Source organism: Mesonia phycicola (assembly GCF_900141885.1).
Lineage (GTDB): Bacteria > Bacteroidota > Bacteroidia > Flavobacteriales > Flavobacteriaceae > Mesonia > Mesonia phycicola.
On sequence record NZ_FQYY01000003.1, the window covers coordinates 166,918 to 184,986 of the forward strand.

At 31.6% G+C, this 18,069-nt stretch carries 22 protein-coding genes; 9 read left to right on the plus strand and 13 right to left on the minus strand.

Annotated features, from left to right (window positions below):
- Window positions 1–48 precede the first annotated feature (48 nt).
- Genes BUC03_RS05360 through BUC03_RS05370 form a run of 3 tightly spaced genes read left to right on the plus strand, consistent with a single transcriptional unit; the run spans window position 49 to window position 2,103 of the window.
- Entirely contained in the window at window positions 49–840 is a 792-nt protein-coding gene (locus tag BUC03_RS05360; protein WP_073149029.1) for a DUF3298 and DUF4163 domain-containing protein, read from the plus strand.
- A gap of 11 nt (window positions 841–851) precedes the next feature.
- Window positions 852–1,205 (plus strand): arsenate reductase family protein, encoded by a 354-nt coding sequence (locus BUC03_RS05365; RefSeq protein ID WP_073149031.1) that lies wholly within the window; start codon window positions 852–854, stop codon window positions 1,203–1,205.
- Window positions 1,198–2,103: a DMT family transporter gene (locus tag BUC03_RS05370; protein WP_073149032.1), complete on the plus strand. Its 906-nt coding sequence runs from the start codon at window positions 1,198–1,200 to the stop codon at window positions 2,101–2,103. The genes BUC03_RS05365 and BUC03_RS05370 overlap by 8 nt, the downstream gene beginning before the upstream one ends.
- Here BUC03_RS05370 and BUC03_RS05375 read toward each other — a convergent pair.
- Window positions 2,084–2,572, minus strand: coding sequence for an acyl-CoA thioesterase (locus BUC03_RS05375; protein ID WP_073149034.1), 489 nt, complete (start codon window positions 2,570–2,572; stop codon window positions 2,084–2,086). The two genes, BUC03_RS05370 and BUC03_RS05375, sit on opposite strands and share 20 nt — an antisense overlap.
- Window positions 2,573–2,812: 240 nt before the next feature.
- Between BUC03_RS05375 and BUC03_RS05380 the strand changes: the two genes are divergently transcribed.
- The 5 genes from BUC03_RS05380 to BUC03_RS05400 all read left to right on the plus strand — a co-directional run bounded on the left by BUC03_RS05380 (window position 2,813) and on the right by BUC03_RS05400 (window position 6,970).
- Window positions 2,813–3,679 carry a YicC/YloC family endoribonuclease gene (locus tag BUC03_RS05380; RefSeq protein ID WP_073149419.1) on the plus strand — a complete coding sequence of 289 codons (867 nt, stop codon included), beginning with the start codon at window positions 2,813–2,815 and terminating at the stop codon, window positions 3,677–3,679.
- The gene (gmk, locus tag BUC03_RS05385; RefSeq protein WP_073149036.1) at window positions 3,679–4,251 is read left to right on the plus strand and encodes a guanylate kinase; all 573 of its coding nucleotides are present in this window, start codon (window positions 3,679–3,681) and stop codon (window positions 4,249–4,251) included. Before BUC03_RS05380 ends, gmk begins: the two co-directional genes overlap by 1 nt.
- Before the next feature lie 4 nt (window positions 4,252–4,255).
- Entirely contained in the window at window positions 4,256–4,840 is a 585-nt protein-coding gene (gene nadD / locus BUC03_RS05390; RefSeq protein WP_073149038.1) for a nicotinate (nicotinamide) nucleotide adenylyltransferase, read from the plus strand.
- 212 nt (window positions 4,841–5,052) lie between these two features.
- The gene (locus tag BUC03_RS05395) at window positions 5,053–6,057 is read left to right on the plus strand and encodes an NAD(P)H-dependent glycerol-3-phosphate dehydrogenase (protein WP_073149040.1); all 1,005 of its coding nucleotides are present in this window, start codon (window positions 5,053–5,055) and stop codon (window positions 6,055–6,057) included.
- 13 nt (window positions 6,058–6,070) lie between these two features.
- Window positions 6,071–6,970 (plus strand): EamA family transporter, encoded by a 900-nt coding sequence (locus BUC03_RS05400; protein WP_073149042.1) that lies wholly within the window; start codon window positions 6,071–6,073, stop codon window positions 6,968–6,970.
- On the opposite strand, the gene BUC03_RS05405 is transcribed toward BUC03_RS05400, so the two are convergent.
- The 5 genes from BUC03_RS05405 to BUC03_RS05420 are packed head-to-tail and all read right to left on the minus strand — an operon-like array spanning window position 6,967 to window position 9,667.
- On the minus strand, window positions 6,967–7,362 hold the full coding sequence (locus BUC03_RS05405) for a hypothetical protein (protein WP_073149044.1): 396 nt from the start codon (window positions 7,360–7,362) through the stop codon (window positions 6,967–6,969). The genes BUC03_RS05400 and BUC03_RS05405 overlap by 4 nt on opposite strands.
- A 2-nt stretch (window positions 7,363–7,364) precedes the next feature.
- Window positions 7,365–7,535 carry a hypothetical protein gene (locus tag BUC03_RS15290; RefSeq protein ID WP_200799126.1) on the minus strand — a complete coding sequence of 57 codons (171 nt, stop codon included), beginning with the start codon at window positions 7,533–7,535 and terminating at the stop codon, window positions 7,365–7,367.
- A gap of 1 nt (window position 7,536) precedes the next feature.
- Window positions 7,537–8,559 carry a phenylalanine--tRNA ligase subunit alpha gene (pheS, locus tag BUC03_RS05410; RefSeq protein WP_073149046.1) on the minus strand — a complete coding sequence of 341 codons (1,023 nt, stop codon included), beginning with the start codon at window positions 8,557–8,559 and terminating at the stop codon, window positions 7,537–7,539.
- A 46-nt stretch (window positions 8,560–8,605) separates the two neighbouring features.
- Window positions 8,606–9,310, minus strand: coding sequence for a hypothetical protein (locus tag BUC03_RS05415; protein ID WP_073149047.1), 705 nt, complete (start codon window positions 9,308–9,310; stop codon window positions 8,606–8,608).
- Entirely contained in the window at window positions 9,311–9,667 is a 357-nt protein-coding gene (locus BUC03_RS05420; RefSeq protein ID WP_073149049.1) for a hypothetical protein, read from the minus strand.
- A 50-nt stretch (window positions 9,668–9,717) separates the two neighbouring features.
- Here BUC03_RS05420 and BUC03_RS05425 point away from each other — a divergent pair, with 50 nt between their 5' ends.
- Complete coding sequence (locus tag BUC03_RS05425) at window positions 9,718–10,221, plus strand: CvpA family protein (RefSeq protein WP_073149051.1); 504 nt, start codon at window positions 9,718–9,720, stop codon at window positions 10,219–10,221.
- Between the two features lie 36 nt (window positions 10,222–10,257).
- On the opposite strand, the gene can is transcribed toward BUC03_RS05425, so the two are convergent.
- From can to BUC03_RS05460, 7 genes are all read right to left on the minus strand, one after another.
- A complete protein-coding gene (gene can, locus BUC03_RS05430) occupies window positions 10,258–10,896 on the minus strand; it encodes a carbonate dehydratase (RefSeq protein ID WP_073149053.1) in 639 nt (212 codons plus the stop codon).
- Window positions 10,897–11,003: 107 nt separating this feature from the next.
- Complete coding sequence (locus tag BUC03_RS05435) at window positions 11,004–11,756, minus strand: tetratricopeptide repeat protein (protein WP_073149055.1); 753 nt, start codon at window positions 11,754–11,756, stop codon at window positions 11,004–11,006.
- 1 nt (window position 11,757) lies between these two features.
- Window positions 11,758–13,527 carry a BatD family protein gene (locus tag BUC03_RS05440; RefSeq protein WP_073149057.1) on the minus strand — a complete coding sequence of 590 codons (1,770 nt, stop codon included), beginning with the start codon at window positions 13,525–13,527 and terminating at the stop codon, window positions 11,758–11,760.
- The gene (locus BUC03_RS05445; RefSeq protein ID WP_234971601.1) at window positions 13,527–14,396 is read right to left on the minus strand and encodes a tetratricopeptide repeat protein; all 870 of its coding nucleotides are present in this window, start codon (window positions 14,394–14,396) and stop codon (window positions 13,527–13,529) included. Before BUC03_RS05445 ends, BUC03_RS05440 begins: the two co-directional genes overlap by 1 nt.
- Window positions 14,386–15,435 (minus strand): VWA domain-containing protein, encoded by a 1,050-nt coding sequence (locus BUC03_RS05450; protein WP_073149061.1) that lies wholly within the window; start codon window positions 15,433–15,435, stop codon window positions 14,386–14,388. Before BUC03_RS05450 ends, BUC03_RS05445 begins: the two co-directional genes overlap by 11 nt.
- Window positions 15,436–16,446, minus strand: coding sequence for a vWA domain-containing protein (locus tag BUC03_RS05455; RefSeq protein WP_073149063.1), 1,011 nt, complete (start codon window positions 16,444–16,446; stop codon window positions 15,436–15,438).
- The gene (locus BUC03_RS05460; RefSeq protein WP_073149065.1) at window positions 16,446–18,068 is read right to left on the minus strand and encodes a BatD family protein; all 1,623 of its coding nucleotides are present in this window, start codon (window positions 18,066–18,068) and stop codon (window positions 16,446–16,448) included. The genes BUC03_RS05455 and BUC03_RS05460 overlap by 1 nt, the downstream gene beginning before the upstream one ends.
- Between the last annotated feature and the right edge of the window lies 1 nt (window position 18,069).

Genomic DNA, 18,069 nt, shown 5'->3' on the forward strand with positions numbered 1-18,069 from the left:
AAACAAAAACACAGTATCTTTAATTTTAATGATGAATTTATTTAAACTATGAAAAAAATTTTGAGCTTAAGTTTTTTAGTCGTTTTTCTTTTCAATGCTTGCAAAAGTGACTCAAAAAAAGAAGATACTTCTGTTACAGAAGAGTCTTTAACAGAAGAGAGCTCTGTAGAGTTAACTTCTATTTCTATAGATTCTAATGCTTTTGAAATTTGTAAAGAAAATGAATGTCCTACTATAGATTTAAATTATTTAGTAGCGAAAGGAAAAAATGCAGATAAAATCAACCAACAAAACCAAGCCTATCTTGTAGAAATTTTTAACAGTACTCCAGATTCTTCTTCCTCTAAAAATTTAGAAGAAGCTGCTGAAAGTTTTATAAAAGAGTATTTTGAATTTAAAAACGAATTTCCTGAATCTCCTGCAAGTTATGAAGCAGAACTTTATCAAGAAGAATTAGTAAAAAATGATAGCTTATTAACTTACAAAACTAAATTTTACCTTTTTACAGGTGGAGCGCACGGCTATGGTGCTATTAGGTTTTTAAATTTTAATACAAAAACTGGAGAAAAATTAAGTATCTCAGATTTATTTTCTAACGAAGAGGCTTTCACTTCTTATGCAGAGAAACAATTCAGAAAAAAATTCAATATTATTTCACAGAGTATTAACTCTAACGGATTCTTTTTTGAAGATGATACTTACTCTCTACCAGAAAATATAGCTATTACAGAAAACGAAGTGATTTTAATTTACAATCCTTATGAAGCAGCTAGCTATGCGCAAGGGCAATTAGAACTAATCTTCAAAAAAGAAGATGTACAAGAATATTTAAATTTTTAAAAACAAAAACATTGAACAAAGTATATTACCTCTCTACTTGTGATACTTGCAAGAGAATATTTAAAGAAATAAATCTTCCTGAAAATTTTGAGAAACAAGACATTAAAACTAATCTTATTACAGAAAATCAGTTAGAAGAGATGCACAGACTCTCTAACAGTTACGAAAGTTTATTTAGCAAAAGAGCAAGATTATATAAAGAGAGAGATTTAAAAAACAAAGAGCTAACCGAGCAAGATTTAAAAAACTTATTATTAGAACATTATACTTTTCTTAAACGACCTGTATTTATTATAGATCAAGAAATTTTTATAGGAAATAGCAAAAAAACAGTAGAAGCCGTGAAGCAAAAACTGCATGGATAAAAGAATTCTCGCCATATTTGCTGCCATAGGTGCAAGTACAATTTATGGCATTAACCATACTTTAGCAAAGGGGGTAATGCCTACATTTATTATGCCTTTTGGCTTTATATTTTTACGAGTACTGGGAGCAGCGGTTCTTTTTTGGCTAGTGAGTATATTTTACCCTTGGGAGAAGATTGCAAGAAAAGATTACCCTCGATTAATTGCCTGTGCTGTTTTTGGTATGGTAATAAATATGCTGTTCTTTTTTAAAGGTTTAAACCTATCTACACCAATTAACAGCTCTGTAATTACTACACTCTCTCCTATTATGGTATTTGCATTATCTACACTCTTATTAAAAGAGCGCATTACCTTACTAAAAATTACAGGAATTATAGTGGGCTTAAGTGGCGCATTATTACTAATATTTTTTAGTAAACCAAGCATAGGGGAAGCTTCCGACACTATGCTTGGTAATATGTATTTTGTAATTAATGCACTTTCTTTTGGTGCATATTTAATAATTGTAAGACCATTAGTGAAAAAATACAGCACTATTACCCTAATGAAATGGATTTTCACTATTGCCGTAGTAATCAACTTTCCAATAACTATTTCAGAATTTCAAGAAGTAGAGTGGCTATCACTTCCCTTTCATGCCATTTGGAAAATGGGGTTTGTAGTATTAGGCACAACCTTTTTCACTTACCTATTAAATGTTTATGCACTAAAATACCTATCTGCCTCTACATTAAGTGTTTTTATATATTTACAACCACTCATTGCAATAACTTATTCAATTTTTGTTGGAGCAGATACACTAAGCGTTATTAAAATAACAGCTGCATTACTAGTTTTTATAGGTGTATTTATGGTCTCTAAAAACCCATCTACTACTAAAGCTCATCAAGATTAATATTTTTTGGTAACCTTCCTGCTTTACGCGTATCTTCTTTGGTTAACATTTTAAAATCATCTGTTCTAGATAAGTTATCTAAGCCTTTTACCAAGTACTCTGGTAAAGAAGTTAACTTTCTACTTTTTAAATCTATCCAAGAACCTAACATTTCACAACTTGCACAATGTTGCCCTTTATGGTTATAAATATTATGTACAAACTCAAAAAACATTCCGTCTTCAGATAAACCTTTTAACTCTAAAGTAACGGTTACAGGCTCACCAGAAAATATCTCTTTAAAGTAGTAAATATGTTCATAAAAAACCACCGGACCAATATTAAGCTCGGCCAATTGTTGTTGCCCAAAACCATTTTGCATTAAGTAAGCCATTCTGGTATGGCTCATAAAATTCATATACGCTGAGTTAGCTAAATGACGGTTTGCATCTATATCACTCCATCTAATTTCAAATTTCTTAGAAAACATAACTTGTATTTAATTTTAAAAAGTAAACATAACAAAAACTACTATGCAAGCATAACTATTCGTCTATTTTTTGTAGTAGAGCAAACCCTACGGGCCGGGCTATTCGTTATATCTTTTTTAAGTTTTACCCAACTAAAAAAAGGATGCCACTACTATCCCTTTTGCAAAAGCAAACAATCTGCATAAAGTCTATTAACATTATTGTTTTTATTACCTTTGCACAACATTTAAATGCAGCAAATGATTCAATCTATGACCGGCTTTGGGAAGAGCATTATAGAACTTCCTAATAAAAAAATCACTATAGAGTTAAAATCTTTAAATAGTAAAAACTTAGATCTTAACGCAAGAATGCCTTCTCAATACAGAGAAAAAGAACTTGAATTAAGAGGCACAATCTCTAAATCTCTATCTAGAGGAAAAGTAGATTTCTCTTTATATGTAGAAGCTACTGGAGAGGTTACCTCTGCTTCTGTAAACAAAGAAGTGGTAAAAAAATACATGCAGCAATTAAAAGAAATACCTTCTACAGAAAATGCAGATGATATTTCTTTATTAGAAATTGCAATGCGTTTACCAGATACTTTAAAAACAGAACGTGAAGAAATAGATGAGTCTGAATTTAAAGCAATAGAAAACGGTCTAGAAGAGGCTTTGAGAGAAATTAATAGCTTTAGAGAAGATGAAGGTAGAGCATTAGAAAAAGATTTTAATTTACGTATTGGTATTTTAGAAGAATTGCTAGCTAAAGTAATAGAAATTGACCCAGATCGTATTGCATCTGTAAAAGATAGATTGCAAAAAGGCATTGCAGAGCTAAAAGAGAATGTAGATGAAAATCGTTTTGAACAAGAACTTGTATACTACATTGAAAAATACGACATCACAGAAGAAAAAATTAGATTAGAAAATCACCTAAGCTATTTTAAAGAAACACTTAACTCACCTGGCTATAACGGAAAAAAATTAGGCTTTATAGGTCAAGAAATTGGTAGAGAAATAAACACCATTGGGAGTAAATCTAACTTTGCACCAATGCAAAAATTAGTGGTGCAAATGAAAGATGAGTTAGAAAAAATTAAAGAACAACTGTTAAACGTATTGTAATGATTGAAGGAAAGTTAATTGTATTTTCAGCTCCATCTGGTTCTGGCAAAACTACTATAGTTCAGCATTTATTAAAACAAAAAGACCTTAACCTAGACTTTTCAATTTCTGCTACTTCAAGAGAAGCAAGAGAAAATGAAACCCATGGTAAAGATTACTACTTTATGTCTTTAGATGAGTTTAAAGAGCATATTAAAAATGAAGACTTTTTAGAATGGGAAGAAGTTTACCGTGATAACTTTTACGGTACTCTAAAAAAAGAAGTAGAACGTATTTGGGAGCAAGGCAAACACGTTGTGTTTGATATTGATGTGGTTGGCGGTTTAGACATAAAACATATTTACCCAGAGCGTACATTAGCTGTTTTTGTAGAACCACCAAGTATAGAAGAGTTAAAAATTAGACTTAAAAAGCGTAAAACAGAAACAGAAGACCGTATAAATATGCGTGTAGCAAAGGCTTCTATAGAAATGGCTACAGCCCCTCAGTTTGATTTTATTATTATAAATAACGACTTACAAAAAGCCTTAGATGAGTCTTACCAATTGGTAAAAAACTTTATAAATAACTAAACAAGTGCAAAAAAAAGTAGGTTTATATTTTGGCAGTTTTAACCCAATACATATTGGGCATGTGGTTATTGCAAACCATATGGTAGAATTTTCAGATTTAGACGAGGTATGGATGGTGGTTACTCCACACAACCCTTTAAAAAAGAAAAGCACACTTTTAGCAGACCGAGATAGGCTAGATATGGTATATAGAGCTACTAAAGAATATGAAAACATTATAGCTAGCGATATCGAGTTTAATTTACCACAACCTAGTTATACTGTAAACACACTTGCTCATTTAGAAGAAAAACACCCTCGCCATCAATTTGCTTTAATTATGGGAGAAGATAATTTAAACACTCTTCATAAATGGAAAAATAGCGATATAATTTTAGAGCGTTATGAGGTTTTTGTATACCCTAGAGTTACCAATTCTGAAGTAAAGGAAGAGTTTAAAAATCACCCTAAGATTACTCAAGTCAAAGCTCCTATTATGCAAATTTCTAGCACTTTTGTTAGAAATGCAATTAGAGACCATAAACGTATTACTCCTCTTTTACATCCTGAGGTTTGGAAATATATAGATGAAATGAATTTTTACAGGTAACCCTGTTAAAATTACACACATACATAAACACAAAGCCGCCTTGCATATTATTTGCAAGACGGCTTTGAAATAACCAACCAAAAAATCTATTTTAATAACGGAAGCTTTTCTATATAATTGTATAGATGATAGCTAATGAATGTTAAAAAAAATAAATCATTACCTCTTAAATCTACAGAGAGTTTAACTTTGAAATAAATTCTAATAAAACTATGAATAGAGATGCTAAATTTGCAGTATTAGGCGGAGGTAGCTGGGCAACTGCTATCGCTAAAATGTTATGTGAAAATGTAGACCAAATTTATTGGTATATGCGTAACGAAGCAGCCATAGAGCATATTCGTAAAGAAGACCATAACCCTAATTACTTAAGCTCTGTAGAGTTTAATAATAATCAGCTTCAACTTACTAGTAATATTAATGAAGCCGTACAAAACGCAGACTATCTTGTTTTTGTAATCCCTTCTGCTTTTTTAAAAACAGAACTAGATAGACTAACAGTACCCTTAGAAGGAAAAGTAATTTTTAGTGCTATAAAAGGCATTGTACCAGAAACAAGTTTAATTGTAGGAGAACACTTTCACAAAATTTATAATATTCCGTTTGAAAATATAGGAGTAATCACAGGACCTTGCCATGCAGAAGAAGTAGCGCTAGAGAGATTATCTTACCTTACTATTGCTTGTGCAAATGAAAACCACGCCAACTTTTTAGCTAATCACTTAAGTAGCCACTATATTAAATGTAAAACTAGTGAAGACGTAATAGGTACAGAATATGCCGCTATGCTAAAAAACATATATGCTATTGCGGCTGGTATAGCGCACGGGTTGGGTTACGGAGACAACTTTCAGAGCGTACTTATGAGTAATGCAATAAGAGAAATGAAGCGTTTTATTAAAAAAACCCATAAAATGAAACGTAACATTAATGATTCTGCTTATTTAGGCGATTTATTAGTAACCGGATACTCCGTTTTTAGCCGAAATAGAATGTTTGGTAATATGATTGGCAAAGGTTATACCGTACGTAGTGCTCAAATGGAAATGAATATGGTAGCAGAAGGCTATTATGCTGCTAAAAGTGCTTATAAAATTAATGAAGCCAAAGAAAACCACAAAGCTAAAACCCCTATCATTGATGCTGTATACCAAATGCTTTATAAACAAAAAGACCCTAAATCTATTTTTACAAAGCTTACAGATAAGTTAGATTAAATAAGTACAAAACTTGAAAAACAACGCACTTAAAGGAGGTTTACTAGTAGCATTAGGTGCTGCTAGTTACGGAGTACTTACAACATTTGTAAAATTAGCTTACGAAGAAGGCTATACTGTACAAGAGGTTACATTCTCACAAATGGCACTCGGGTTTTTGTGTTTACTTCTTATAAATTTCTTTTATAAAGGAAAAAAAAGCTCTTCAACTGTAAAAGTCACCTCTACACATATTTTACAATTAGTTACTGCTGGCACTACACTAGGGCTTACTAGCATTTTTTATTATTTGGCAGTAAAATATGTATCTGTCTCTATTGGTATTGTGTTATTAATGCAAAGTGTCTGGATGGGTGTTGTTTTAGATGTTATCCGCTCTAAAGAAAAACCTAGCTTTTTAAAAATTCTGGCTGTTATTATTATACTGTCTGGTACTGTATTAGCTACCAATATTTTATTTAGCGACATTAAAGTTAGCTCTCTAGGTATTTTATACGGCCTTTTGGCTGCTTTATCTTATACTATAACAATTTACACCTCTAACACTGTTGCTAAAGAGTTGCCTTCTATTACCCGAAGCAAATGGATGATGCTAGGAGGGTTAATTATAGTTAGTTGCATTACAGCTCCTGCATTAACAGAAAACTTTAACGTAGCTATATTTTTAAAATGGGGACCAATACTAGCTTTATTTGGCACTGTATTACCACCATTACTTATGACAACAGGAATGCCTAAAATAAATATAGGCTTAGGGGTAATTATCACTTCTATAGAATTACCTACAGCGGTATTTAGCGCTTATTTATTACTAAACGAAACAGTAAGTATTTATCAGTGGTTAGGTATAGCTCTTATTTTAACTTCTATTGTAGTTATGAATTTAAAAAAAGCAGCTCCTAAGAAATTTTAATCTGCTAAAATACCTTTCTCTTGCATTAAAGGAAGTTCTTTTGCTGTGCTATTACTCACCGTATTTTTCTTGAAAATAAAGTTTTTATGAAGCATTTTTCCTTCTGCAAAAAAACTTACAGAAAACTCATTATTTAACTTTAAAAGATCTGGTTGTAGCAATTCTACTTTAGCAAAAGACTTTGCCGCTAAAACCTTTAAACTGTGCCTCATCACAGAAGTCTTATCTTTTTTATCATACCCTTTAGAAACTACTAAAACAGTTTCTAAAGGATAGTTATTTTCATTTATTAAATATGCATACCAGTCATAAACTCTATAATCTTCATTATAAGCATTTACGGCTGCTAAATAAACTCCTTCTACAACAGGTATTTTAATATCTTCTTTCAAGATTAATCGTTTAATAAGTGTTTAATTTTTTGATAGGCGATAGCAAATAAAATTACTGCTATTGCCAAAAGAATTAAGCCAATAGTAATTTTTATTAAAGCAATTACAAAAGTTAGGTAAAGAATTACCCCTACAACCACAATTGCTACTATGAAAAAGCCTATTTTTTTCAAATTATAAAACTGATTTAAATTGATTTAAAAAGCGAACGTCATTTTCGTAAAACATTCTTATATCACTTATTTGGTAAAGTAGCATTGCAATACGCTCTATCCCCATACCAAATGCAAAGCCAGAATATTCATTAGGATCTATATTACAATTTTTAAGTACATTAGGGTCTACCATACCGCAACCCATAATCTCTAACCAACCTGTACCTTTAGTAATTCTATAATCTGTTTCTGTTTCTAATCCCCAATAAATATCTACTTCTGCACTAGGCTCTGTAAATGGGAAATAAGAAGGTCTTAATCTAATTTTAGACTTACCAAACAATTGTTTTGTAAAGTATAATAGAGTCTGCTTTAAATCTGCAAACGAAACTCCCTTATCAATATACAAACCTTCTACTTGATGAAATATACAATGTGATCTAGCAGATATTGCTTCGTTTCTAAACACACGACCTGGAGAAATAGTTCTTATAGGAGGTTGATTATCTTCCATATAACGAACTTGCACACTTGAGGTATGCGTTCTTAATAAAATCTCTTCTGGATCTGTTTGAATAAAGAAGGTGTCTTGCATATCACGTGCTGGGTGATATTCTGGTAAATTTAAGGCAGTAAAGTTATGCCAATCATCTTCCATCTCTGGACCTTCAGAAACATTAAAACCAATATTAGAAAAAATTTCTATAATTTGATTTTTCACAATAGATATAGGGTGACGAGAACCAATTTCTACTGGTTCACCTGGGCGAGTTAAATCTCCATAAACGCCGTTCTCTTCAAGTTTACTTTCTAAAGCTTCACGTAACTCGTTTACTTTATCTTGTGCTGCTGTTTTTAACTCGTTGATTGTTTGCCCAAATTCTTTTTTAGATTCATTGGGTACGTTTTTAAATTCAGCAAAAAACTCTTTTAAGATCCCTTTTTGTCCTAAAAATTTAATTCTGAAGTTCTCTACTTCTTCTTGTGTAGATGCAGTGAATTTTTCTACTTCAGCAATATAATTTTTAATCTTATCTACCATTTTCTTGAACTATTAAGGAGGCAAAGTTAAGAAAATTGAAAACTATTTAAGCGTTTTCATCTTCTATATTTTCAGAAGATAATCTTAAACAGTCTTTATAAATATACCTCATTAAAAAGAATACCGAAATTGCACCAAAGCTATGCCATAACCAATGTGTACCTATTTCTAAAAAATCTGTTCTTTGGTCTAAAATTCTAAAGGTAATTGCTCCGCTAAAAGATAAGAAAGCAAACAAAATATTTTCACCAAATTTGAAGTTTGTTTTTACTAAGTAAATACCCATTGGTAATAATAACCCCAAGGCTGTGCCTATGTACTCTATAGATGCATCTAATTTAAGTGGCCAGTTTATAAACCTAGCTCCAAAAAGCAGTAAAAATACAATAACGAGAAGCCCGTATTTTTGCAGGTTATTTTTTCCATCTTTAAATGTAAAGTATACAGATGCAGAAAGACATAATATAACAATAGGCACCCAATCCATTAACAACCAAATTTCGTGACTTCTAGTGGCATGATAGACAGTACCGCCAAAAAAGCCAATAAATAAAATTGGTAATGCAAATGCTAAAAACAGTTGTTGTTTTACATTTTTATATACTCTTACAGCAAAATAAATAACTATAGCTAAAAATAATAAGTTACTAAACGTATTAAAAGGCTCTACAGGTAATCTTCCTTCTAGAGTTTCTCTATAAATGGGGCCTGTATCGTTAGGAAAACGGATAGCATTTAATAACAAATTCATTTACCCAATATATTTTTTTTCTAAAAAATATTGAACAATAGCTTCTTTCATCATAATAGATTGTTCTCCTGCTTTTAAATTAGGTAATTGCTCTATTACTTTGTAATGAGGCCAACCGTCTTCATCTATATAATCAAACTCATAATAACCATAAGGCTCTAGTAACCTACAAATGGCTATGTGCATTAAATCTAATTTATGATCTTTTTTAAAACGCCTATGTATTTGCCCTAGTTCTTGTACTCCTATTAGGTAAATAATTGCATCTAATTCTAGCGTTTCTCCGTCTGCAAATTGGTTAGAAAGTTTTGTTTGAACTTGCTCCCAATTTCTTTTTAATTCTTCATCTCTTGCCATAACCGCAAAGATAAACAACTTCTAATTGCAAAATAATTATATTTGTGTTTATGAGCACAATTGATATCGTTATTGGAGTTATTTTAATTCTTGGTTTTATAAGAGGTTTTATGCGAGGGCTTATTATAGAAATAGCTTCACTTATAGCACTTGTAGCAGGCATTTATGGTGCTATTCATTTTTCTCATTTTACATTAGAATTTTTAAAAGATTATGTCTCTTGGGAAGATAAATACATAGAGCTTTGTGCTTACGCTGTAACTTTTATTATTATTGTGGTTTCTATTTTACTAATAGGTAAATTATTAACTAAACTAGCTGGCGCTATAGCCTTAGGTATAGTTAATAGAATATGTGGTGGCTTATTTGGTATTTTAAAATTAGCTTTTGTGATAAGCGTTGTAATGATGTTTTTAGGTAATATGAATAATGATTACCAGCTAATAGATGAAGAACATATAGATAAATCTATTTTATACCAACCTGTAAGTCAAATTGCTCCATTAATATTACCACCTTTAATGCAAGAAATAGACAAACAAAAAGAGAGCTAAAATAAGCTCTCTTTGTAAATTGAATATAAAAATATATTAGAAGTTTAGTTTATAAACCTCATCTAGCTCTTCATTGCTTCTAAGATTTACATTTAAGTCGTTCACAATACCTGTACCTACACCGTAAGCCCAACCGTGAACTGTTAATTTTTGGTTGTTTTTCCAAGCATTTTGTACGATAGAAGTTTCTGCCAAATCAAACACTTGCTCTATTACATTTAATTCTACAAATCTATCCCAACGTTCTTTCTCGTCGTTAATTTTTTCTAATTCTACTTGGTGTATTCTGTATACATCTTTAATATGTCTTATCCAGTTATCTATAAGACCAATAGACTGATTTTCCATAGCTGCTTTTACACCACCACAACCGTAATGACCACATACTATAATATGCTCTATTTTTAAAGCATTTACTGCATAATCTAACACGCTAAGCATATTCATATCTGTATGAATTACCATGTTAGCTATATTACGATGTACAAAAACTTCTCCTGGTTCTGCTCCTATAATTTCATTTGCAGGCACTCTACTATCTGCACAACCAATCCATAATAATGGTGGTTTTTGCCCGTTTTCTAACCTTTTAAAGTACTCTGGATCACTGTCTAATTTATTGGTAACCCAACTTTTATTGTTATCTAAAATCTTTTTGTAAAATACGTGTCCCATTTTATAAAATTTTTCAGCAAGATAGTGAATATTCTATCAGGGTGTGCTAAAGCTATCTTAAATCACTATGATAGAAAAAATAATTAACTGAAAATCTTTTAGTTGAATTAAAGTTCTTTTAAATCATTTTCTTTCATCCAACCTTGTCTTCCATCTGTTAGCTCTATTTTGGCAAAACCATTAAAATCGTCTAAGATTTTAATTTTAGTTCCCTCATGTAAAGTAAAAGCATTAGATGAGCTAGAGTTAGGCTCTGCCAATACATCTGTTTCTTCTGCAAAAACAATAGCAAATTGTTTTTTCTCTTGTATATCAAATTGCAAGTAAGCAAATATTACTGAAGATATCATTACCAATAAACCTACTACAAAGCCTGAAAAGAACACTCTTTTTTTTGTTGCTCTATTAGCAAAGTGATAAAGTAAAAAGAAAGCAACTAATATAAATGAAGCTACAACAGCTATCCAAGCCCAGCCATTAAAACTAAGCTTAGAAATAATACCATTTACTATTTTAGACAAGCTACTTTTAGGCAGATTATCTATAGCATCTAACGTCATATTTTGAGCAAATACTAAGTTGTTTTTTGCGTCTTGATGGTTTGGCTCTAATAATAAAGCTTTCTCATAACTATAAATACTTGGTGCTATATGGTTTAGCTTATAGTGTGCATTTGCTAAATTATAATACAAATTAGCAGACACCTCTCCGTTTGCTAAAATTTGTTCATATTTATTAATAGCATCACTGTAATTACCGTTTGCGTAATCTTGAGAGGCTTGGTTAAAAAGACTGTCGTTATCTTGCGCCAGAATTGAAACGCTTAAAGCTAAAAATAAAATTAATATCCAATTTTTCATTTTACAATTGCTTATCTAATTCTGAAATTATTTTAACTGACTTATCATAATCTTGCTGCATTTCTACTTTAGAACTTGGCGTATAACGTGCCAGCTCACAACTTTCTAAAAGTTTTATAAAACCTGCAGTAGCTTGTGCATCAATACCCTTTTGCTCTAGCAAATCTTTAATTTTATCTTTACTCATCTCTCCCGTTTGGATAGATAGCTTTGCCTTTAAGTAATTATGTAATGCTCGTTCTAAAGCGATATAAAAACTTTTTTGTTCTCCTAAATTCTTTTTTGCTTCAGATAAATATTTTTTAGCAAGTTTATTTGCTTTTTTAGATTTATTACCTTCTACATTACCTGCTAAAGCTTTTCTTTTTTTCCCTGTAAAAATACCAATAGGTATTAACAATAACGGAGAAATTAAAGCTGTCCAGAAACCAATGCTTTTAAAAAACATCTGTTGGTTGGCAGGTTGTAAATTTGCATCTAATTGAATATACCTAAACTGGCTTGGTGCAGATGCTACTGCTTGTTTGTTTACCTCTCCTGAAGCTGAAGTAGTTACAGGATTAGTATTATTTACCGGTCCGTTTTCTACATTAAGTAAAATTTCTTCAGAAGTAAGCATTTTATATGTTTCTGATCTTGGATCGAAATAAGAAAAATTCAACTCATTTATTGGGTATTTACCTTTTAACTGAGGCACTACCGTGTATGTATCTGAAATATTACCATACATACCACTTAAATTAGTATTTACATTTTCTTGATGTTCTGGCTCATAAACTTCTAAAGAAGCTGGAACTTTTAACTTAGGTAATTGAAATAATTTTAAATTTCCTTTACCAGAAACCTGCAGCTTTATTTGTAAAGACTCTGTAGCATCTAGCACATCTTTACTGCTAGTTGCCTTAAAATTAAAGCTACCTACCGCCCCTGTAAAATTAGCAGGCCTTCCTGCTGTTGGTAATGCTTTTACATCTATAGTTTGCGTATTAGAGGCTACTGTTCTCTCTACAGTTTCATACAGTCTTCTACCAAAAATATCTCTACGGTCTGAAGGTACATTTACAGGTATTGTTAATGTTAACGGTTCTATTTTTAATTCTCCTGTTTTTTGCGGATATAATACCGTTTCTCTTATTACTACATATTGGTAGGGGTCTCCTTTATAAAGATCTTCTTTTACACTTAATTGTGGTATATCTATATTTTGACTCCAAAAATCTGCATACTTAGGATTATCTTTTGGGTACCATTGCCTTACGTTTACCTTAGGACTAAAATAAAGCTTGTACCTCACCGAAATCCCTTCATTTAAATAAGGGTTTCTATTAGATATTTCTGCAACTAAATGAATATTATCTGCCGCTATAATTTCTGGATTAGTTCCTTCTGTTGGTGTATTTACTGCCGCAGTAACCTCTATATCTACATAAGGTGTTTTATAAGTTTGCCCTTCAATTTCTATAGTTGCCTGTCCTATTTTAAATTTACCTCTTCCGTTAGGTTGAAGAAAATAGCTGTATTTTTTCTGAAAAGACATTTTACCATTTACATAACTCTGGCTAATAGATTGATTAGGACCACCTATTACTTTAAAGCCTTTAAAATCTGGAGGATTAAAATTATCTCCATCTTGGTTTACGCTAAAGTCTACTCTTAGACGCTCATTAACGCCCATTTTTTCTTTACTCGCTTCGGCTTCAAATTTTACTTGAGCTAAGCCTGTAAAAGACACAAATAATACGATATATAAAATAACCTGTTTCAATTTCATTACCAATCTTTATCTGTCGTTTTTTGTTGACCTTTTGCTCTACGAGCATTAATTTTATCTTGTATTTCTTTCTCTTGATTCTCCATAGCCTCTAACAAATTTTTCATTTGTTGTGGTGACATTTGTCCTTTTACTGGCTGTTGGCTTTGTTCTTTTCCTTTATCTCCCTCGTCTTTTTGTTGCTGCTGATCTGGCTGCTCCTTTTCTTGATCTCCTTCTCCTTCTTTCTTTTCTTGTTTTTGCTGATCGTCCCCTTTTTCTTGATCTTTACCTTGGTCTCCCTCTTGGTCTTTATTTTTTTCTTCGTTCTTTTCTTTATCTTCTTTATTATCTCCTTTTTCGTCTTTATTCTCTTGGTCTTCTTTTTCTTCTTGGTCTTTGTCTTTTTCTTTCTCTTGGTCTTGTTGCTGTTGTTTAGCTTTTTCTTTAGCTACCGCCAAATTGTACCTGGTTTCATCATCTGTAGGATCATTTCTTAAGGCATTTTTATAAGCCTCTACAGCCTCTCCATACTTTTCTTCTTTCATAAAAGCATTCCCTTGGTTATGAAAAGATTTGTGTTTGGTAGATTTACTTTCTGCTATTTTGGCAGATTGATTTAATCTACTAACAGACTCTTGGTTTTTTTCTTTATTGAAATAAACTGTACCTAAATTATACTTTAGTTCTGCATTGTCTGGATCTTTAGAGATAGCTTCTCTATACTTCGCCTCTGCTTTTTCAAACTCATTATTAGCCATTGCATTTTGCGCTTCTACTGCAAATGCTTTTGCTTCTGTTCTTCTTAACTGAGCTTCTTTGTCTTCTTGTGCTTGTAACTTTAGTGTACTTACAAAAACTAGTAATAATATAAATATCTTAAGCTTCATCTTCTTTCTTTTCATTAAATAAATTAAGACTTCTAATCCAAGCTGTTTTTCTCTCTAAAACCAATACATCTAATAATATAAAAAGTATGCCAAACCCTAAAAACCATTGAAATTGATCTTTGTAATCTGCAAATTGAGTGCTTTCAAATTCTGTTTTTTCGATATTTGCTAAAATATCTTTTACTTTATCTACCACCGCTTTTGTATTGCTTCCTGTAATAAACTCTCCATTGGTGGCACTAGATATTTCTTCTAAGGTAGATTGATCTAAACGGGTAATTACGGTTTCTCCTGCTCTATCTTTTTTATAAGATTGAATTACATTGTTTCTTTTAATAGGTATAGGTCCTCCTTTTGGGGTACCCACACCAATTGTATAGATTCTAATTCCTTTTTCTGCAGCTTGTGCTGCAATGTCATTAATATTACCTCCGTGATCTTCTCCGTCACTAATTAAAAACAGAATTCTACTCGTTTCTGTTTCATCATTGTAATAAGTTTGTGCTAACTCTATAGCCTCATTAATTGCAGTACCTTGACTAGATACCATATCTGTATTCATGGCTTGCAAAAAAAGTTTTGCAGAACCATAATCTGTAGTAATAGGTAGCTGTGGAAAAGCAGAACCTGCGTAAGCTACAATACCTACACGATCACTGGTTAGGTTATTAATAATTTGAGTTACTAGTTGCTTTGATTTTTCTAAACGATTAGGTGCAATATCTTCTGCCAACATACTTTTACTAACATCTATAGCAAAAACAATATCTACCCCTTCTCGTTTTATGGTTTCCATTTTTGAACCTATTTTAGGGTTCACTAATGCCATTACCAAACAAGCAATACCTAAACTCCAGAATAAAACTTTTAAAGCAGGTTTGTATTTAGATTTATTAGGGCTTAGTTTTTCTAATGCTTCTATTGAAGCAAATTTTCTTTGCGCTTTTTTCTTCCAATATAGCTGAAGAAAGAACACTAAAACTACTACTAGAATAGCTAGTAAAAACCAAAAATATATTTTCTCTTCTAAAACTACCATTTATACAAAACTTCTAAAGACTGTGTTTCTTAAAATAATTTCTACTAAAAATAATAAGCCAGCTAATATTACTAGCGGTCTGTATTTTTCTTCGTAATTATAATACTTAGATTCTTCTACCTCTGTTTTTTCTAACTTATTAATTTCTTCATAAATAGCTTCTAGCTTTTCATTATTTGTAGCTCTAAAGTATTGACCTTTGGTTTGCTCTGCTATTTGCGTCATTAACTCTTCGTCTATTTCTACTTTAGTTGGCCCGTATCTTAACTGCCCACTAGCATCTATACCTATTGGCCCCATTGCAGTACCATTAGAACCTAAGCCAATAGTGTACACCTTTATATCATACTCTACCGCTAACTCTGTTGCTATTTTAGGATCTATAAATCCTGAGTTGTTAACTCCATCAGAAAGCAAAATAATTACTTTACTTTTGGCTTTACTATCTTTTAATCTATTTACAGAGGTTGCTAACCCCATACCTATGGCGGTACCGTTGTCTAATAAATCACTATAATTAATATCTCTTAAGGCACTTTGCACAATTGCTTTATCACTGGTAATAGGCGTTTTGGTAAAACTTTCTCCTGCGTAAACTACTAGCCCTATTCTATCATTTGGTCTACCATCTATAAATTCTGACGCTACAGATTTTAAGGCCTCTAATCTATTAGGTTTTAAATCTCTTGCGAGCATACTTGGCGAGACATCTATTGCCATAATAATATCTATCCCTTGTGTTTTTTTAGTTTTAGAAGTTACATCTACCGTTCTAGGTCTAGCCATCCCTGTAATTAATAAGGCTAAACAAATAAGACGTAATACAAATAATAAAGGTCTTAGTCTAGGTAGTAAACTTTGTTTTACTTTAAAACCTTTAATACTTGATATTTTAACCTCTGGTGTTTGTAAGTTTCTTTTCCAGATGTACCAAGCAATTAGAATTGGAAAAAATAGAAACAACCAAAACCATTGCGGATTTTCAAAAGTGATGTTATTAAAATCAAACATTAGTTTTCTCTGTTAAATTCTATAGAATTAATAATTCTATTTGTTATTTCTTCAAACCCTTCATCTCCATCTTCTACAGATACTAAAATTTCAATTTTACTACCTTGTTCTGATGCAAAATAAAGATGAACATAGCTTTTCTTTTCTTTTTGTTTTGTTACCTCATTTTCTATCACAAAACTTCCGTAAACTTTGACCCCTGTGCTACCATCTGCAGTGGTGAATTCATCTGTTTTAACAAGAATATTTTTTGCCCCTCTCGTAGCAAGTTCATTTGCTTCTTGTTCTCCTACGTTTTCTTTAGGCTCTTCTCCACTATTGGTTTTTTGAGTGTTTTCTGTAAGAATATTTACATAAAGTTCTCCGTCAATTTTACCGTAAGTAAAACTTTCTGTACTAGGTGTTACACTTGCAACATCACGGATTAGTACTTCTGGAGTAATAATATAAACTGGTGGGTTACCGTACTCACTTGCTACCCAATCTTGTTCTAACAACTCATCTGCAGAGTTATAGATAATTAAATCTTTAAGATAGATAAGTCCTTTATTTTCAAAAAGAGCAAAATTTGCAATAGTAATTATGGTAAGTACACCAACTACAATTGCTATAATTTTTGTGCGTTTTTCTTTTTTCTTTTTAGCTTCTCGGTAAGCTTCATCTTTTAGTAATTCTTCTTCTGTAGGTTCTGGTATAGTATCTTTTATACTGTTAATATCTTCTTCTACTAACTTACGGTCTGATCTAGCTGTAAGCTTGTCCATACCGCCACCTGCAAATTTTACTAAATCTGCACGTTTCAGAATCTCTTGTAGATCTGTAATGACTTTATTGTCTAAATCAAACCCTTTGTTTTCTTTAAGCTCGTTTAGTCTTACAATCAACTCTTCTGTAGTACTTTCTAAAGCACGCTCGTCTACCTTCTCGTCTATATATCTTTTTATAGCAAGGGTTAAAACGGAGTAATATTCTTTTATTTGTCCTTTTTCTAAAGTTTGACTTTCATCTAGCTTTTTAAGTGTATCTATTGCTTTCTCATAAGGAGGTATATTCTGTTCTCTTTCTAATTTTTTCTTTCTCAACATTAAAAAAAGAAAAACTAGACCCGCCACACCAATTATTACTAATAGTAACCACAAAATCCACATAGGAAAAACAGAAGGCTTCTTTATTTCTATGGTTGGCTTAATGGGAAAAATATCTTGATTTACCGTGTCTACCACTACATTAGCCACTTCCACCCTTAAAGAATCTGTTAAAAAATTACGGTCTTTAATTAAAACTTTTTGTTGCGGTATGGTATAACTACCAGAATCAAACTGTGTTAAAGCATAGGTTCTAGATAATTTGTAATTATTTTCACTAGAAAGTTTTGTAGTATCTATAGCATAGGCTTCTACCATTTCTAAAGGTAAAAATGTTTGGCCCTCAGGAAAAACAACTTGAGTTCCATTATCTGCTTTAACTTCTATACGGTATTTAATCTGCTCTCCTATTTTTATTTGAGTAGTATCTATAGAAGTGGTTACTTCTTGCGCAAATAAAATATTTACACTACATAAAAACAGAGTGCATACCAAGAAAGATTTTATAAAAGATATATGGTTTTTAATTTGTTTCATT

What these genes read in the sequence shown, in the direction of transcription:
- BUC03_RS05360 (WP_073149029.1), top strand. Translation starts at nt 49, where the DNA reads ATGAAAAAAATTTTGAGCTTAAGTTTTTTAGTCGTTTTTCTTTTCAAT.
- BUC03_RS05370 (WP_073149032.1), top strand. Translation starts at nt 1,198, where the DNA reads ATGGATAAAAGAATTCTCGCCATATTTGCTGCCATAGGTGCAAGTACA.
- BUC03_RS05375 (WP_073149034.1), bottom strand. Translation starts at nt 2,572, where the DNA reads ATGTTTTCTAAGAAATTTGAAATTAGATGGAGTGATATAGATGCAAAC.
- BUC03_RS05380 (WP_073149419.1), top strand. Translation starts at nt 2,813, where the DNA reads ATGATTCAATCTATGACCGGCTTTGGGAAGAGCATTATAGAACTTCCT.
- gmk (WP_073149036.1), top strand. Translation starts at nt 3,679, where the DNA reads ATGATTGAAGGAAAGTTAATTGTATTTTCAGCTCCATCTGGTTCTGGC.
- BUC03_RS05395 (WP_073149040.1), top strand. Translation starts at nt 5,053, where the DNA reads ATGAATAGAGATGCTAAATTTGCAGTATTAGGCGGAGGTAGCTGGGCA.
- pheS (WP_073149046.1), bottom strand. Translation starts at nt 8,559, where the DNA reads ATGGTAGATAAGATTAAAAATTATATTGCTGAAGTAGAAAAATTCACT.
- BUC03_RS05415 (WP_073149047.1), bottom strand. Translation starts at nt 9,310, where the DNA reads ATGAATTTGTTATTAAATGCTATCCGTTTTCCTAACGATACAGGCCCC.
- BUC03_RS05420 (WP_073149049.1), bottom strand. Translation starts at nt 9,667, where the DNA reads ATGGCAAGAGATGAAGAATTAAAAAGAAATTGGGAGCAAGTTCAAACA.
- BUC03_RS05425 (WP_073149051.1), top strand. Translation starts at nt 9,718, where the DNA reads ATGAGCACAATTGATATCGTTATTGGAGTTATTTTAATTCTTGGTTTT.
- can (WP_073149053.1), bottom strand. Translation starts at nt 10,896, where the DNA reads ATGGGACACGTATTTTACAAAAAGATTTTAGATAACAATAAAAGTTGG.
- BUC03_RS05435 (WP_073149055.1), bottom strand. Translation starts at nt 11,756, where the DNA reads ATGAAAAATTGGATATTAATTTTATTTTTAGCTTTAAGCGTTTCAATT.
- BUC03_RS05440 (WP_073149057.1), bottom strand. Translation starts at nt 13,527, where the DNA reads ATGAAATTGAAACAGGTTATTTTATATATCGTATTATTTGTGTCTTTT.
- BUC03_RS05445 (WP_234971601.1), bottom strand. Translation starts at nt 14,396, where the DNA reads ATGAAGCTTAAGATATTTATATTATTACTAGTTTTTGTAAGTACACTA.
- BUC03_RS05450 (WP_073149061.1), bottom strand. Translation starts at nt 15,435, where the DNA reads ATGGTAGTTTTAGAAGAGAAAATATATTTTTGGTTTTTACTAGCTATT.
- BUC03_RS05455 (WP_073149063.1), bottom strand. Translation starts at nt 16,446, where the DNA reads ATGTTTGATTTTAATAACATCACTTTTGAAAATCCGCAATGGTTTTGG.
- BUC03_RS05460 (WP_073149065.1), bottom strand. Translation starts at nt 18,068, where the DNA reads ATGAAACAAATTAAAAACCATATATCTTTTATAAAATCTTTCTTGGTA.